At 70.4% G+C, this 13,710-nt stretch carries 12 protein-coding genes; 6 read left to right on the forward strand and 6 right to left on the reverse strand.

Translation table 11 applies throughout. The annotated features are described in order from the left end of the window. Positions 1 to 36: 36 nt before the first annotated feature. The 4 genes from SACE_RS27140 to SACE_RS27160 all read right to left on the reverse strand — a co-directional run bounded on the left by SACE_RS27140 (position 37) and on the right by SACE_RS27160 (position 4,140). Positions 37 to 573 carry a hypothetical protein gene (locus tag SACE_RS27140; RefSeq protein ID WP_011874798.1) on the reverse strand — a complete coding sequence of 179 codons (537 nt, stop codon included), beginning with the start codon at positions 571 to 573 and terminating at the stop codon, positions 37 to 39. A gap of 599 nt (positions 574 to 1,172) precedes the next feature. Next, positions 1,173 to 2,642, reverse strand: coding sequence for a M20 family metallopeptidase (locus SACE_RS27150; RefSeq protein ID WP_009948257.1), 1,470 nt, complete (start codon positions 2,640 to 2,642; stop codon positions 1,173 to 1,175). Between the two features lie 156 nt (positions 2,643 to 2,798). Next, positions 2,799 to 3,554, reverse strand: coding sequence for an EI24 domain-containing protein (locus SACE_RS27155; RefSeq protein ID WP_009948256.1), 756 nt, complete (start codon positions 3,552 to 3,554; stop codon positions 2,799 to 2,801). A 352-nt stretch (positions 3,555 to 3,906) separates the two neighbouring features. Next, positions 3,907 to 4,140, reverse strand: coding sequence for a hypothetical protein (locus SACE_RS27160; protein ID WP_009948254.1), 234 nt, complete (start codon positions 4,138 to 4,140; stop codon positions 3,907 to 3,909). 190 nt (positions 4,141 to 4,330) lie between these two features. Here SACE_RS27160 and SACE_RS27165 point away from each other — a divergent pair, with 190 nt between their 5' ends. Together SACE_RS27165 and SACE_RS27170 are read left to right on the forward strand one after the other, a co-directional pair. Continuing rightward, positions 4,331 to 5,368 carry an ABC transporter substrate-binding protein gene (locus SACE_RS27165; RefSeq protein ID WP_009948253.1) on the forward strand — a complete coding sequence of 346 codons (1,038 nt, stop codon included), beginning with the start codon at positions 4,331 to 4,333 and terminating at the stop codon, positions 5,366 to 5,368. A gap of 138 nt (positions 5,369 to 5,506) precedes the next feature. After that, on the forward strand, positions 5,507 to 6,034 hold the full coding sequence (locus SACE_RS27170) for an Lrp/AsnC family transcriptional regulator (RefSeq protein ID WP_009948250.1): 528 nt from the start codon (positions 5,507 to 5,509) through the stop codon (positions 6,032 to 6,034). A gap of 19 nt (positions 6,035 to 6,053) precedes the next feature. Here the strand turns inward: SACE_RS27170 and SACE_RS27175 are convergent, their stop codons facing one another. Then, positions 6,054 to 7,487, reverse strand: coding sequence for a gamma-aminobutyraldehyde dehydrogenase (locus SACE_RS27175; protein WP_009948249.1), 1,434 nt, complete (start codon positions 7,485 to 7,487; stop codon positions 6,054 to 6,056). 207 nt (positions 7,488 to 7,694) lie between these two features. On the opposite strand from SACE_RS27175, the gene SACE_RS27180 reads away from it, so the two are divergent. The 4 genes from SACE_RS27180 to SACE_RS27195 all read left to right on the forward strand — a co-directional run bounded on the left by SACE_RS27180 (position 7,695) and on the right by SACE_RS27195 (position 12,703). Beyond that, positions 7,695 to 9,065 carry an APC family permease gene (locus SACE_RS27180; RefSeq protein WP_009948248.1) on the forward strand — a complete coding sequence of 457 codons (1,371 nt, stop codon included), beginning with the start codon at positions 7,695 to 7,697 and terminating at the stop codon, positions 9,063 to 9,065. An 84-nt stretch (positions 9,066 to 9,149) separates the two neighbouring features. After that, complete coding sequence (locus tag SACE_RS27185; protein ID WP_009948246.1) at positions 9,150 to 10,535, forward strand: aspartate aminotransferase family protein; 1,386 nt, start codon at positions 9,150 to 9,152, stop codon at positions 10,533 to 10,535. A gap of 228 nt (positions 10,536 to 10,763) precedes the next feature. After that, positions 10,764 to 11,594 (forward strand): hypothetical protein, encoded by an 831-nt coding sequence (locus SACE_RS27190; RefSeq protein WP_009948245.1) that lies wholly within the window; start codon positions 10,764 to 10,766, stop codon positions 11,592 to 11,594. Between the two features lie 122 nt (positions 11,595 to 11,716). Further along, the gene (locus tag SACE_RS27195; protein WP_011874803.1) at positions 11,717 to 12,703 is read left to right on the forward strand and encodes a DUF6528 family protein; all 987 of its coding nucleotides are present in this window, start codon (positions 11,717 to 11,719) and stop codon (positions 12,701 to 12,703) included. 114 nt (positions 12,704 to 12,817) lie between these two features. On the opposite strand, the gene SACE_RS27200 is transcribed toward SACE_RS27195, so the two are convergent. Continuing rightward, entirely contained in the window at positions 12,818 to 13,657 is an 840-nt protein-coding gene (locus SACE_RS27200; RefSeq protein WP_009948243.1) for a hypothetical protein, read from the reverse strand. Between the last annotated feature and the right edge of the window lie 53 nt (positions 13,658 to 13,710).

Below are 13,710 nucleotides of genomic sequence, written 5' to 3' on the forward strand. Positions count from 1 at the left end.
CGCGGCTGGAACCGTACGTGCCCGAGGAAACGGTACCTACGAGTCCTGATCAGGTGCCGTGATCCCGAGGTCGACACGCATGACGTGGCGCAGTCGCCACACGGCGTCCCACAGCGCGTCCATGCCGTCCCGGACGGCTTCCACGTTCTCTCCCTGCTCGGCAGTACCTCTGTCAAGCCGGACCAACCGGCCGTAAAGCTCACCGAAGTGACGGTTCACCGTGCTGGCCGCCGCCATCACGGTGTCGGGCAGCATCATCGAAGCCTCGGCGTGGCGCAAGCGGTGATCCCGGCGCACCCGGTCCAGCTCTGACCGCAGCTCCTCGGTCACTTCGCCCTTCTCCAGAGCGTGCAGGACGTTCGTCGCCACGTTCATGAAGTCGCGAGTACCGGCGGTGAGGGCCGCGTAGCAGGTGCGCCGCGCCTCGAACTGGGCCTGGCGAGTGGCGTACTCGCGTTCGTCCGCCTGGAGTTGTCTTGCATGTTCCAGCTCCCGGCTCTTGGCACGGTTGGCACTGCGCTGTGTGAGCAGGGCGGATGCGAGCGTGCCGCCAATGCCCAGGACCGCGACCACGATCTGGCTGATTGCGCTAAGCAATACCGTCCCCCGGCTCCGATCGACTTGCGCGGACTTTACCTGCCGCTGGACGCCTGCGAGGGCGGTACGACGGTATTCGGGTGAGCCGCCAACCCGAGCCGCTGCCCCGAAAACTTGCGCCCTCCGAAGCACGCCGCAGACCCGCTGGATGCGTCGAAAAAACCCCCGCTCCCGAAGTCACCCGCAATGCCAAGGCGGCAGCCCGAATCCGTCAAAAAGCCGTGCTCCCACCGCCGAAGTGACCAGCCGCGACTCCACCTTCCCGTCACTTCCTGTCACTCCGCTGTCACTCCGCGCTGTCCGCGGGCACTAGCTTGGTAGTCGGAAAGCGAAAGCTCTTCCCGCGGACCCGGTCTGGTGTTTTGACCGCCCTTCCCCCGAGCACCGGACCGTGCCTGGCCAAGGGGCGCTCGCTGGTGGTTCCTCCGTTTCCCACCGCCCCCTTGGCCAGGCATTCCACTTCCCTCGTCAGGCGCTCCATGTCCTCGGCCACATCGATGCGCACCGCACTTCCTAGAGGGCCCGGAGGCCCCGCGGCCCGACCGCCCACAGCCGCCAAGCGCCCCCACCGCGACTCACTCGAAGTAAGCCGCCACGTTCACCGCTCCGCCCGCGCGCTCGAACTCCGCGTGCGCGGCCTCTCGCAGGTCCGCGTCGCCGAGGTAGTCCAGGGCCGTGGATGCGAGCCCGTACGCTCCGTCGAGCACTGCCCTGTCCCCCGTCTCCGATCCGGCCGCCGCGGCGAACTCCGCCGTGTGCAAGGACAGGTTCTCGCCTTCCAGGCCGATCATGGCGTGGATGGCCGGCATCCGGTAGCTGAGGTTCCCCAGATCCGTCGAGCCGGTGAGGTGTTCGGGAACCACCCCGCGCGGCAGTGCCGTCCGTCCGCGCTCGGCCTGGTGCCGCGCCCAGCGTCCGGCGAGCGCGTCGTTGTGCCGGATCGGCATGTAGGCGGGTTGCTGGTCCCAGCGCAGTTCGAGCCCGCATCCGGTCATCTCCGCCGCGCCGCTCGCGATCGCTTCGACGCGACCGGCCAGCTCTCGCAGCGTGCCGGGGTCGGACGAGCGCAGGTAGAACAGCGCCGCGGCCCGTTCCGGCACGATGTTGGGCCGCTGGCCGCCGTCGGTGATGATGCCGTGCACGCGGTCCGTAGACGGCATGTGCTGCCGCAGCGCGGCCACGCCCTGGTAGGTCGCCACGACGGCGTCGAGGGCGTTGCGGCCCATGAACGGCTGCGCCGAGGCGTGCGCGGCGATGCCGTGGAAGATCACCTCGACCTGGCGGCGGCCGAGGAACGGGTGCGCCGCGATGTCGTGGGAGAACGGGTGCAGCATCACCACCGCGTCGACGTCGTCGAACACACCGGCCCTGGCGAGGTGTTCCTTGCCGCCGCCGCCCTCCTCCGCCGGGGTGCCGATCAGGCTGACCCGGCCCGGGATGCCTCCGTCCTCGGCAGCCAGCGCGCTCGCGGCCGCGAGGAAGCCACCCACCGCCGAGCAGCAGATGATGTTGTGCCCGCAGCCGTGCCCGATGCCCGGCAGCGCGTCGTACTCCGCCAGGAACGCCACGTGCGGCACGCGAGTCCGCGCATCCACGCCGACGCCACCGCTCGCCGCACTTCCAGCCGGGCCGCTCGCCGCACCCCCGCTCCCCGCGTCCGAACCCGGGACTCGCCCCTTCGCCTCGCTGCCCGCGTTCGAGTCCGAACCCGGGAGTCCCGCCTTCGCCTCATCCCCGTATCCGACGTCCACCCGCAGGGCCGTCTCCAGCCCTCCGACGCCGACCTCGGCGTCGAAGCCGTGCCTGCGCAGCAGTTCGGCGACCTGCCGGACCGACCGGTGCTCGGCGAAGCCCTCCTCGGGGTGGGCGTGCAGGTCGCGGCTGAGTTCCACCAGGTCGGCGCCGTGCGCGTCCAGCCACGACTCGACGCGGCGGTGCAGTGCCGGGTCGGCGCCGTCGAAGCCGGAGCCGACCGGTTCGGCCGCCGCCACCGCTCGCGCGGTCGACTCGGCCACGGAACGCAGGTAGGAGTCGTCGGGCTGCAAGGGCTGAGAGCGATTCACACCCCGACCTTAGGAGCAAACTCCGGTTGAGCGAAGCTCCTGGCGCGTCGGAAACAAGCCGCTACGGCCTGTGCGCACCCCCGCCCGCACCCGCTACCAGCAAGCGACGAGCCCACACGTACCTCGGGAGTTCCTCCGTCAGGCCCGCGGCGGGCTCGCCGGTCCGAGGAACCGGTGCGCCAGCATCGTCCCGCCGACGACCGCCGACGGGATGACGAGGAGCTGGGCGACCGGGACCAGGCACAGCAGGTAGGTCGGCAGCCCGAAGCCGAGGACCGCGGCGCGGTTGCGGCGCAGCGTCCGGCGGCGGTCGGCCAGCGAGAGCCCGCGCCGCTGGAAGACCAGGCCGACCATCTCCATCGTCACCACCCACGCCCCGAACAGGGCGCCCAGCACCGGGGCGGCGATCTGGCCGGCGACGGGGATGAACCCGATCACGAACAGGACGACGGCGCCCACCAGGGCGATCAGCAGCAGCTTGAGCGAGTCGCGGATGCCCCGGCCGAGCTCGCGGACGAGCCCGGCGCCGTCACCGGAGGTGTCCAGCCCGAGGCGCTCCTCGGTCTTCTCCGCGATGTGCTCGTAGAACGGGCCGCCGATGAGCAGGGTCAGCGCGATGAACGTGACCGTTCCCAGCAGTGCTCCGGCGCCGATCATCGCCAGCGCGAGCAGCAGGCGCAGCGCTCCGCGCAGGGACTCCGCCCAGCCGTCGGCGAACGGGGTCAGCGCGGTCGCCAGGTCGCCGCTGTAGTAGACCAGCGTGCCCAGCGATCCGAGCAGCAGCAGCGCGCTGATCAGCGCGGGAAGGGCTCCCAGCAGCAGGAGCTTCGGCGAGCGCAGGATCATGCCGAATCCGGCGCCCAGCGTGCGGACTCCGGCGACGAAGCTGTTCATGTCTCTCCCGGGCGGTGTGGGTGTCGACCGAACCGTATCGGCCGGACACCCTCCCGCGCGGGCGATTGGGACGAATCACACCGGTCACTGTGGACGGTCGGGGCCCGCGGACCACCATGCCGCCAACCCTCGGAGAGCCGCGTCAAGTCCCCGACCGCCGCAAGCACCGCCGACACCCGCCGCCAGACACCAGCGCCCGCACCATCCCGCGCGCCACCGCCCCGTTGCGGCTCCGCATGACTCCGACACCGGTCCCGCGCTTTACCATCCCGCGCGCCGAAGCCTGGTGCGGCTTCGCATCACTCCGAAGCCCGCGCCGTCCCGCCCGCTGCCGCTCCGCGCCGGCTCCGCATCACTCCGCGACGTGGTGCCTGCGGTGGCGATGGGCGGCGTGGCGGGCGGCCGACGTCAGCCGTCCGCGGAAGGGGCCGCGATGCCGCGGTTGCGGTTGCGGTTCGCGGTGGTTGGCGTGCAGCTCGACGAGCACCACGTCCGGGTTCTCCCCCGCGTGGCAGCGCCAGAGCATCCTCAGCAACTCGTCCTCGGTCAGGACCCAGCGGCGGCCGAAAACGTCATCGTCCTTCATCGCGACTCCTGACACCGGTAGGTGCGCGACCACGCGACAGCTCGATTTCCACGATAACCCACCGAAGAGCACTTCCGGCCGGTCGGCGATCAACGCTTCCAACCCGCAACCACACCCCGGACTACTTAGGTTAGCCTTCCTTATATTCGTCCCGACGGCACATGCGTCCGGATCAGCGAAGGGGACGCCGATGACTCCTCCACCAGCACCCAGCGCCCGCCTTCCCCGACTGGGCAGGCGCGGGTTCCTGGCAGGCGTCTCCGGCGTCGTCGCGACCGGGCTCGCCGCCGGACTCACCGCCTGCGGGGGCGGTTCCTCGCAGGCCCCCGCCGAAGGGCTGGCGCCGAGCGCGGGATTCCCGGTCAGCATCCCCAACCGCTACGGCACCGCGCAGATCGCCTCCGCCCCGCGGCAGATCGTCACGCTCGGCATCACCGACCACGACGTGCTGCTGCCGCTGGGCGTGGTGCCTGCCGGGCTGACCGCGTGGGGACCGTGGCCCGCCGGCGTGGGGCCGTGGGTTGAGCCGATGCTCGGCGGTCAGCGGCCGAAGGTGTTCGGCAGCGAGGTCGACGTCGAAGGCGTGATCGCCCAGACCCCGGACCTGATGATCGCGCTGCAGAGCGCGCTGACCCAGGACCAGTACAACCGGCTCAGCAGCTTCAACCCGGTGCTCGCGCAGCCGCCGGGCACCATCGACTACGGGGTCGACTGGAGGGTGCAGGCCGAGACGATCGGGAAGGCCGTCGGCAGGCAGGCCGACGTGCAGCGGCTGATCTCCGAGACCCAGTCGCGCATCGACCGCACCCGCGCCGAGAACCCGCTGTTCGCCGGCCGCACGCACGTCACGGTGCGCACCGACTCGGCGGGCACCTACGCCGCCTACACCAAGGCCGACGCGCGCACGCGCCTGCTGGAACAGCTCGGCCTGCGGCTCTCGCCCGCCATCGAGGCGATGGACAGCAAGGGCAGGTTCAACGTCAAGGTCAGCAAGGAGCAGGTCTCGCTGCTCGACGCCGACGTGGTGATCGTCACCACGGCCAAGCCGACCGACGTCGAGGCTGTGCGCAAGGACCCGCTGCTGAACAACCTGGGCGCGGCCAAGCGGGGCGCGCTGGTCGTGCTCGACGACTACGACCTGACCATGGCGCTGGGCTCGGCGACGGTCTCCAGCATCCCGTTCGCGCTCGACCGGCTCACGCCGAAGCTCGTCGACGCGCTGAGCTGACGCCCTCCCGAGGCCACTGAGCTGACGCCCACCGGGACCACTGAGCTGACGCCCTCCGGGGCGTCTTCCGACCGGTTGCGAGCCGCCGCCACGTGGCGAGCTTGCAACCGGTTGGATCAACCACGACGATACGTCGCTGTGGCACGCAAGCCGGTGGACCGGGAACAGGACAACCCGGACAGCACCTCGAAGAACACCGCTCCCGCGCGGAGCACGGTCGCCGTCGACGAGCTGTCCAAGCTGATCATCGAGCAGCTGCAGGAGGACGGCCGCCGCTCGTACGCGGCCATCGGCAAGGCCGTGGGCCTGTCCGAGGCCGCCGTGCGCCAGCGGGTCCAGCGGCTGCTCGACTCCGGGATGGTGCAGATCGTCGCGGTGACCGATCCGCTCCAGCTCGGCTTCCTGCGCCAGGCGATGATCGGGGTCAAGGTCTCCGGTGACGCGCAACGGGTCGCCGACGAGCTCGCCGAGATCGAGGAGATCGAGTACGTCGTGGTCACCGCCGGGTCCTTCGACGTGCTCGTCGAGGTGGTGTGCCGCGACGACGACCAGCTGCTGGAAGTGATCAACCGGCGCATCCGCAGCCTGGACGCCGTCACGGGCACCGAGACCTTCGTCTACCTCAAGCTCCGCAAGCAGACCTACGCCTGGGGCACGCTGCGCTGAGCCACCGCGAGCACAGGCCCTAGCCCAGGCTCGACATCACGTGCTTGACGCGGGTGTAGTCCTCCAGGCCGTACATCGACAGGTCCTTGCCGTAGCCGGAATGCCGGAAGCCGCCGTGCGGCATCTCGGCGACCAGCGGGATGTGGGTGTTGATCCACACCGTGCCGAACTCCAGCTCCGCGCTCGCCCGCATCGCCCGCCCGTGGTCGGTGGTCCACACCGATGAGGCCAGCCCGTAGCGCACGGCGTTGGCCTTGTCGTAGGCGTCCTGCTCGTCGCTGAACCGCTGCACGGTCAGCACCGGCCCGAAGACCTCCTCCTGCACGATCTCGTCGTCCTGGCGCAGGCCCGAGACGACCGTCGGCGCGTAGAAGTACCCGCGGTCACCGACCCGCTCCCCACCACAGTGGACTGTCGCGTGGGCGGGCAGCCGGTCCACGAAGCCCGCGACCTTCTCCAGTTGCGCCGCGCTGTTGAGCGGCCCGTAGAGGACGTCGGGGTCGTCGGAGGCGCCCGTCCGCGTCGCACGCGCCTGCTCGGTCAGCGCGGCGAGGAAGTCGTCGTGCACCGCGTCGTGGACGAGCACCCGGGTCGCCGCGGTGCAGTCCTGCCCGGCGTTGAAGTACCCGGCGGTGGCGATGCCCTCGGCCGCCGCGGCGATGTCGGCGTCGTCGAAGACCAGCACCGGGGCCTTGCCGCCGAGTTCCAGGTGGACGCGCTTGAGGTCGCGGGCGGCCGACCCGGCGACCTCCATGCCCGCCCGCACCGATCCGGTGATGGAGGCCATCCGCGGCACCGGGTGCTCCACGAGCAGCCGCCCGGTGTCGCGGTCGCCGGTGACGACGTTGAACACGCCCGCGGGCAGGAACTCCGAGGCGATCCCGGCGAGCAGCAGCGTGCTCGCCGGGGTCGTCTCCGACGGCTTGAGCACGACGGTGTTGCCGGCGGCCAGCGCGGGAGCGATCTTCCAGATCGCCATCAGCAGCGGGTAGTTCCACGGCGTCACCTGCGCGCAGACACCGACCGGCTCGCGGCGCACGAACGAGGTGTGCCCGGCCATGTACTCGCCCGCGGCCCTGCCCTCCAGCACCCGCGCCGCCCCGGCGAAGAACCGGAGGTGGTCCAGCACCATCGGCATCTCCTCGGCGCGGGTCGTCGCCAGCGGCTTGCCTGTGTCGGCGCACTCGACCGCGATGACCTCCTCCGCACGCGCCTCGACGGCGTCGGCGATGCGGGTCAGCGCGAGCTGGCGCTGCGCGGGCGTGGTGCGCCGCCAGTCGCGGAAAGCCTTGTCCGCGGCCGACATCGCGGCCTCGACGTCGGCAGGCCCGGACAACGCCTGCTCGGCCTGGACCTCGTCGGTGACCGGGTCGAGCACCTCCAGCGCACGCCCGTCGGCCGCCGGCACCCAGCGGCCGTCGATGAAGTTGTCGAGCACCCGGCTGCCCGCCATCGGCACACCTCTTCCTTCAACGCTCAAAATCGATCGGATCGACTGACTCAGTCGCGAACATGCTCTCCCGCAACGCTTTCGATGGCAATACGTGCTCCGGAACCACTTTTTTCGTTGCCGGAGTATTGACGCGGCAACGCCCGCTGCTTTCAATGGGACGCCACGCGCGCGCTGCCCTGCCCCTCGAATCCCCTGCGAGGCACCCACATGTCGCGAATCGATGACGCCCAGGCGTCACCGGCCCGGACCGAGAACCTGCCCAGAGTGCTGACCGTGTTCGGCGGCGTCCTGCTGACGCTGTCCTGCGTGACCCCGGCTTCGTCGCTGTTCATCGTCGTGCCGCCGCTGGTGCAGACCCAGGGCACCGGCGTGGTGCTCACCCTCGTGCTCGGCGCGCTGGTCTCGCTCGGCGTCGCGTGCTGCTACAGCGAGCTGGGCACCCGCTTCCCGCACGCCGGCGGGGAGTACTCGATCGTGGCGCGGGTGCTCGGCCGCGGCGCCGGGTGGGTCACCTTCGTCATGAGCCTGACGATGATCGTCGTCGTGCCGCCGGTGATCGCCCTGGGCACGGCCGACTACCTGAGCGCCTTCGTCGGCCTGGACCCGTCGCTGACCGGCGCGGCGGTGATGGCGCTGGCCACCGCGACCGCACTGCTGGACGTCCGCTCCAACGCGCTGGTGACCGGGATCTTCCTCGGCATCGAGGTGCTGGCCGCCGCACTGGTGGCGGTGTTCGGCTTCGCCAACGCCGAACGGCCGGTGAGCACGCTGGTGGCGCCGGTCGTCCCGGACGCCGCGGGCGGGTCCGCGCCGTTCACCGCGGGCGTGCTGCTGACCGGCCTCACCGTCGGCATCTTCACCTTCCAGGGCTTCGGCAGCGCGGTCTACCTGTCGGAGGAACTGCGCGACCCGCGCCGCAGCGTGGCGCGGACGGTGATCTGCTCGCTGCTGGCGTCGGTGTTGATCATCGTGGTGCCGACGGCCGCGGTCGTGCTCGGTGCGCCCACCGAGGCGGACCTGGCCGGCGCCGACTTCACCGCCATCGTCGAGTCGTGGGGCGGACCGGTGCTCGCGGCGTTCGTGAGCCTGACCGTGGCCGCGGCGATCCTCAACGCGGTGATCGTCATGGTCCTGCAGAACGCCCGCGTCCTCTACGCCTCGGCGCGCGACCGGGCGTGGCCGTCGGCGGTCAACCGCGCGCTGACCCGGCTGCACCCCCGCTGGCGCTCGCCGTGGGTGGCGACCCTCGCGGTGGGCCTGCCGGGCGCGGTCCTGGCCGGGCTGGCCGACATCGAGGCGCTCATCGGCGTCACCGGCGTGGTCGTCGCCGCGCTCTACCTGCTGCTGGCGGTCGCGGCGCTGCGGTCGCGGCGGCAGCGGGCCGAGCACGGGTGGCGGATGCCGCTGTGGCCGGTCCCGGCGGTGGTGACGATCGCGGCCATCTGCCTGGCGCTGGCGAACCAGGAGACCACCGACCTGCTGCTGACGGGCGGGGTCGTCGCCCTGGCCGGGCTGTACTACGCCTGCCACCTCCGGAGCCGTCGTGAGACGCACTGGATCATCTCGAAACAGTCGTAATCTCGATACCGGACGACGCTTTCAGTTGCTTAGTCGCTCATCTACGATGGAAACCGCAAAGCCATCCAGAACGCGAGGTTGATCATGACCGCGACGGAGAACCCCGCCGCCACCAGGACGCTCGGCGACCGAGCCCGCGACCACCTGTGGTTGCACTTCGCCCAGCACGCCGGCTACGCCGACCGGGAGATCCCGGTGATCACCCGCGGCGAGGGCGCCTACGTCTACGACGAGCGCGGCAAGCGCTACCTCGACGGCCTGGCCGGGCTGTTCGCGGTCCAGGTCGGCCACGGCCGCGAGGAGTTGGCGCTGGCCGCGGCCGAGCAGACCCGCAAGCTCGCCTACTTCCCGCTGTGGTCGCACGCGCACCCCAGCGCCATCGAGCTCGCCGAGCGGATCGCCGCGCAGGCGCCGGGCGAGCTGAACCGGGTCTTCTTCACCGGAGGCGGCGGCGAGGCCGTCGAAACCGCGTGGAAGCTGGCCAAGCAGTACTTCAAGAAGACCGGCAAGCCGACCAAGCACAAGGTGATCAGCCGCTCGCTGGCCTACCACGGCACGTCGCAGGGTGCGCTGTCGATCACCGGCATCCCGGGCGCGAAGCAGGACTTCGAACCGCTGGTGCCCAGCGCCATCAAGGTGCCCAACACCAACTTCTACCGCGCTCCCGAGCACGCCGGCGACTACGAGGCGTTCGGCCGGTGGGCCGCCGACCAGGTCGCGCTGGCCATCGAGATGGAGGGGCCGGACACCGTGGCGGCGGTGTTCCTCGAACCGCTGCAGAACACCGGCGGCTGCTTCCCGCCGCCGCCCGGCTACTGGCAGCGGGTCCGCGAGATCTGCGACGCCTACGACGTCCTGCTGGTCTCCGACGAGGTGATCTGCGCATTCGGCCGCCTGGGGCACGACTTCGGCGCCAACCGCTACGGCTACCAGCCCGACATCATCACCACCGCCAAGGGCCTCACCTCCGGCTACGCGCCGCTGGGCGCGATGATCGCCGACGAACGGCTGATGCGGCCGTTCCTGTCCGGCGGCAGCAGCTTCGCGCACGGCTCGACCTACGGCGGACATCCCGTCTCGTGCGCGGTGGCGATGGCCAACCTCGACGTCATGGAGTCCGAGGACCTCTACGGCCGGGTGCTGTCCAACGAGGCGAACTTCCGCGCCACGCTGGAGAAGCTGCTCGACCTGCCGATCGTCGGCGACGTGCGCGGGCAGGGCTACTTCTACGGCATCGAGCTGGTGAAGGACAAAGCGACCAAGGCGACCTTCACCCCGGACGACGCCGAGCGCGTGCTGCGCGGCTACGTCTCCGACGCACTGTTCGACGCCGGGCTCTACTGCCGCGCCGACGACCGCGCCGAACCGGTGATCCAGCTCGCGCCGCCGCTGATCTGCACCCAGGAGCACTTCGACGAGGTCGAGCAGATCCTGCGCTCGGTGCTGTCGGAGGCGTGGACGCGGCTGTGAGAGCCGTGGGGAGGCCGCCGGTCCGCGGTGGCCTCCCCCCGGTTTCCGGGTGGTCCCGGCTGCCACCCAGGTTTCCCAGTGGGCATCGGCGTCCCGGTGCGGCACCGGGACGCCGACCGGGTGCTATTTCCCGATCAGGTGGAACGACACCCCATCGGATGTCAGCAGAGGCTCGGCCTCCGGCATTCTGGTTGCCTTCTCACGCAACCGGACTCAGGAGGACACGCCGTGGGGACCATCCGGCCCTTGATCACGCTGCTGCTCGCAATGCTGCTCACCGCGACCGCCGCACCCGCGCTCGCGCAGGCCCGCGACGGCGCCCGGTGCGCGTCCACACTGGACTGCACTGCGAGCGAGCTGGAGTCGTTGCCACTGCGGGAGCGGCTGGTCTTCATCCGTGCGTTGCAGGACCGCGTCGCGGCCGAGCACGTGCCCGGTTTCCGGCACTGGCGCAACATCGAAGGTCTGCTCACCTTCTTCAGCGAGAAGGGAATGGGAGCAAGGGGTTCATGGGTGTCCCATGTGGATTCTGGTGATCTCGAAGGGATTGAGCGCGGCACCGCCATCGCGCTCGGTGTGTCCGACGACGACTTCGGGAACCCCGGCGCACCGCTGTGGGCCGACTACCTCAACCGGATGCGGCGGGGCGAGCTGACCGACCGCTCGGTGCACGACCAGGCGTGGAGCCAGGCCGAACAGGTGTCGACCGACCACGGACGCCGCCTGGCGGAGCGCGCCGGGGTGAGCCCCGCCCGGATGGAGTGGAACCTCTTCCAGTTCGCCCAGCTCTACCGGTGGATGATGCGCAACCCGCAGACCGCCTTGATCCTACTGGACGAACACATCGCGGGACCGCTCGGAATCCCGTTCGTCCCGGCCGACTTCCTGCGCTGGCTGACCGACGTGACCACGCCCGTCCCCGTCTACCGCGGTGCACACGCCGCCTACGACATCTCGCTCCCGAACCCCGTCGGCGCACCGGTCAGCATGCTGGAGCTGCTGCTGGCCTACGCGCCGGAGCTGGTGCGGGTCTACCGGGAGGAGACCGGCGCCGTCTGACGGCCTCGGCAGGTTGGTGCCGGTGTCACCTCCGGTTCGCCGGTTGCTCTTCCACTGGATGCCGGCTGCCGGTTCGATCAGTTCGCGGACGGTGGTCGTCCGCGTCGAACCGGGAGGACATGATGGGCGCACGACACCCGCGCCGGAAGGCCCTGGGGCTCACCGCGGTCGCCTGCTTGACGAGCCTGATCGGGCTCAGCGGGGTGGCCGGTGCCGCCCCTGGCACCCAGGCCACCGATGGCCCGATCGTCGTCACCGAGCAGGCGAGCGACCGCATCCTGGTGCTCGAGGCCGACCAGGCCGCCTGGGACGCGCCGAGGTTCCTGTGGTCGTGGAAGCCCACGCGGGACAACGGGATGGGCGAGTTCACCGGCAACTGGGGCAACCCCGACGAGGCGAAGCTCGTCGAACGCGGCGGCCGCCGGTACCTGCTCACCACCGACTCCAAAGGCCTGGCCGCCGTCGTGCCCTACCCGCAGGGCACCGGCTCCTACTGGGCCGCCGACGTCGACGCGCGCAACAACCCGCACAGCATCGAACTGCTCCCGGACGGCAACGTCGCCGTCGCCGCCAGCACCGGCGGGTGGATCCGCGTCTACACCGCCTCGCAGGGCCCGCGCAGCACGCACCACGCCGAATACCCGATGCCTGGCGGACACGGCGTGGTGTGGGACGGCGAGCGCGGAGTGCTGTGGGCGCTCGGCGACGACCACCTCGTGGTGCTGACCATCGGGGGCACTGTGGCCGACCCGGTGCTGACGGAGACGCGGAAGGTGGCGCTGCCGACCCGTCACGGCCACGACCTGACCCCGGTCCCCGGCAACGCCGACCTGCTGTGGGTCAGCACCGGCACACGGGTGTACCAGTACTCGAAGTCGCGCAACGCCTTCCTCGACGACTACCCCGGCGCCGGGCGCATCGACAGGGAAGGCGTCAAGACGGTCGGCAGCGACCCTTCGACCGGCCGCGTGCTCTCGACGTCGCCGCAGCCGGGGCACACCTGCACGTGGTGCACCGAAACCGTGCAGCTCGAACAGGCCGCGGGGGCTTTGACCCTGGAGGACGCCGGGATCTACAAGGCCCGCTGGTGGTTCGCCACGTCCCGGTGAGGGTCGACTTCGGCAACTCCACCGGCACATCTCACGGAAGCGCACCTGCGGTGTCAACGCGGCTGCTGCCCGGAGGGCACCGACGCCGAAGTGCGCGTCACGACCTTTCCGCCGCTACCCGGTCCAGAGAGCGGCGACGATGGAGTTCGCCGGACCACCGATCCGGGTCCAGTTCGCCGGGTCGCCGTCGAAGCGGAACACACCACCTCCGTCGGGGTTGGTGCTCAGCCCGAAAATGTTCTCGAGGCTGACCGCGAACGATGCGCCGGGACCCCCGATGTGACGCCACTGAGGCGGGTTGTCCGGGTTGTCCTCCGGACTGTGGAACTGGAAACCGAACAGCTCTCCGTTGTCGGGGTTGGTCGCCACCAGCCCCCAGGGGCCGCCATAGATCTCCCCCGCAACACTGCCGATCTCCGTCCAGGACATACCGGAACCGTCATACCGGAAAACACCACCACCTCCCGGGAACTTGCTCAACCCGTACACCGAATCCCCGGTCACCGCGAACGAAGCACCCGGACCCCCGATGTGCGCCCAACTGAACGGTGTGTTGAGATACATGAACAAGTCCCCGGTGTCGGGAGTGGTGGCCACCAGCCCCCAGGGGCCGCCATAGATCTCCCCCGCAACACTGCCGATCTCCGTCCAGGACATGCCGGAACCGTCATACCGGAAAACACCACCACCTCCCGGGAACTTGCTCAACCCGTACACCGAATCCCCGGTCACCGCGAACGAAGCACCCGGACCCCCGATGTGCGCCCAACTGAACGGTGTGTTGAGATACATGAACAAGTCCCCGGTGTCGGGAGTGGTGGCCACCAGTCCCCTGTTGCCGCCGAAGAGCCGGGCCGCCGGGCCACCCACCTGGACCCAGCTCCCGTCGTGGAAGTGGAAGACACCGTCCTTCTCCGGCGTCATCGCGTAGATGCTGAACTCGGTGCGGACCATGATCGCCTCCCCTCAAACCAGGCCGAAACCGGGAGGAAGTCCGCCAGAGCGTC

The organism is Saccharopolyspora erythraea NRRL 2338, assembly GCF_000062885.1.
Lineage (GTDB): Bacteria > Actinomycetota > Actinomycetes > Mycobacteriales > Pseudonocardiaceae > Saccharopolyspora_D > Saccharopolyspora_D erythraea.

Excerpts from the sequence above, each read along its gene's own strand:
- SACE_RS27155 (WP_009948256.1), bottom strand. The coding sequence starts at position 3,554 with ATGAACAGCTTCGTCGCCGGAGTCCGCACGCTGGGCGCCGGATTCGGC.
- SACE_RS27160 (WP_009948254.1), bottom strand. The coding sequence starts at position 4,140 with ATGAAGGACGATGACGTTTTCGGCCGCCGCTGGGTCCTGACCGAGGAC.
- SACE_RS27165 (WP_009948253.1), top strand. The coding sequence starts at position 4,331 with ATGACTCCTCCACCAGCACCCAGCGCCCGCCTTCCCCGACTGGGCAGG.
- SACE_RS27175 (WP_009948249.1), bottom strand. The coding sequence starts at position 7,487 with ATGGCGGGCAGCCGGGTGCTCGACAACTTCATCGACGGCCGCTGGGTG.
- SACE_RS27180 (WP_009948248.1), top strand. The coding sequence starts at position 7,695 with ATGTCGCGAATCGATGACGCCCAGGCGTCACCGGCCCGGACCGAGAAC.
- SACE_RS27185 (WP_009948246.1), top strand. The coding sequence starts at position 9,150 with ATGACCGCGACGGAGAACCCCGCCGCCACCAGGACGCTCGGCGACCGA.
- SACE_RS27195 (WP_011874803.1), top strand. The coding sequence starts at position 11,717 with ATGGGCGCACGACACCCGCGCCGGAAGGCCCTGGGGCTCACCGCGGTC.
- SACE_RS27200 (WP_009948243.1), bottom strand. The coding sequence starts at position 13,657 with ATGGTCCGCACCGAGTTCAGCATCTACGCGATGACGCCGGAGAAGGAC.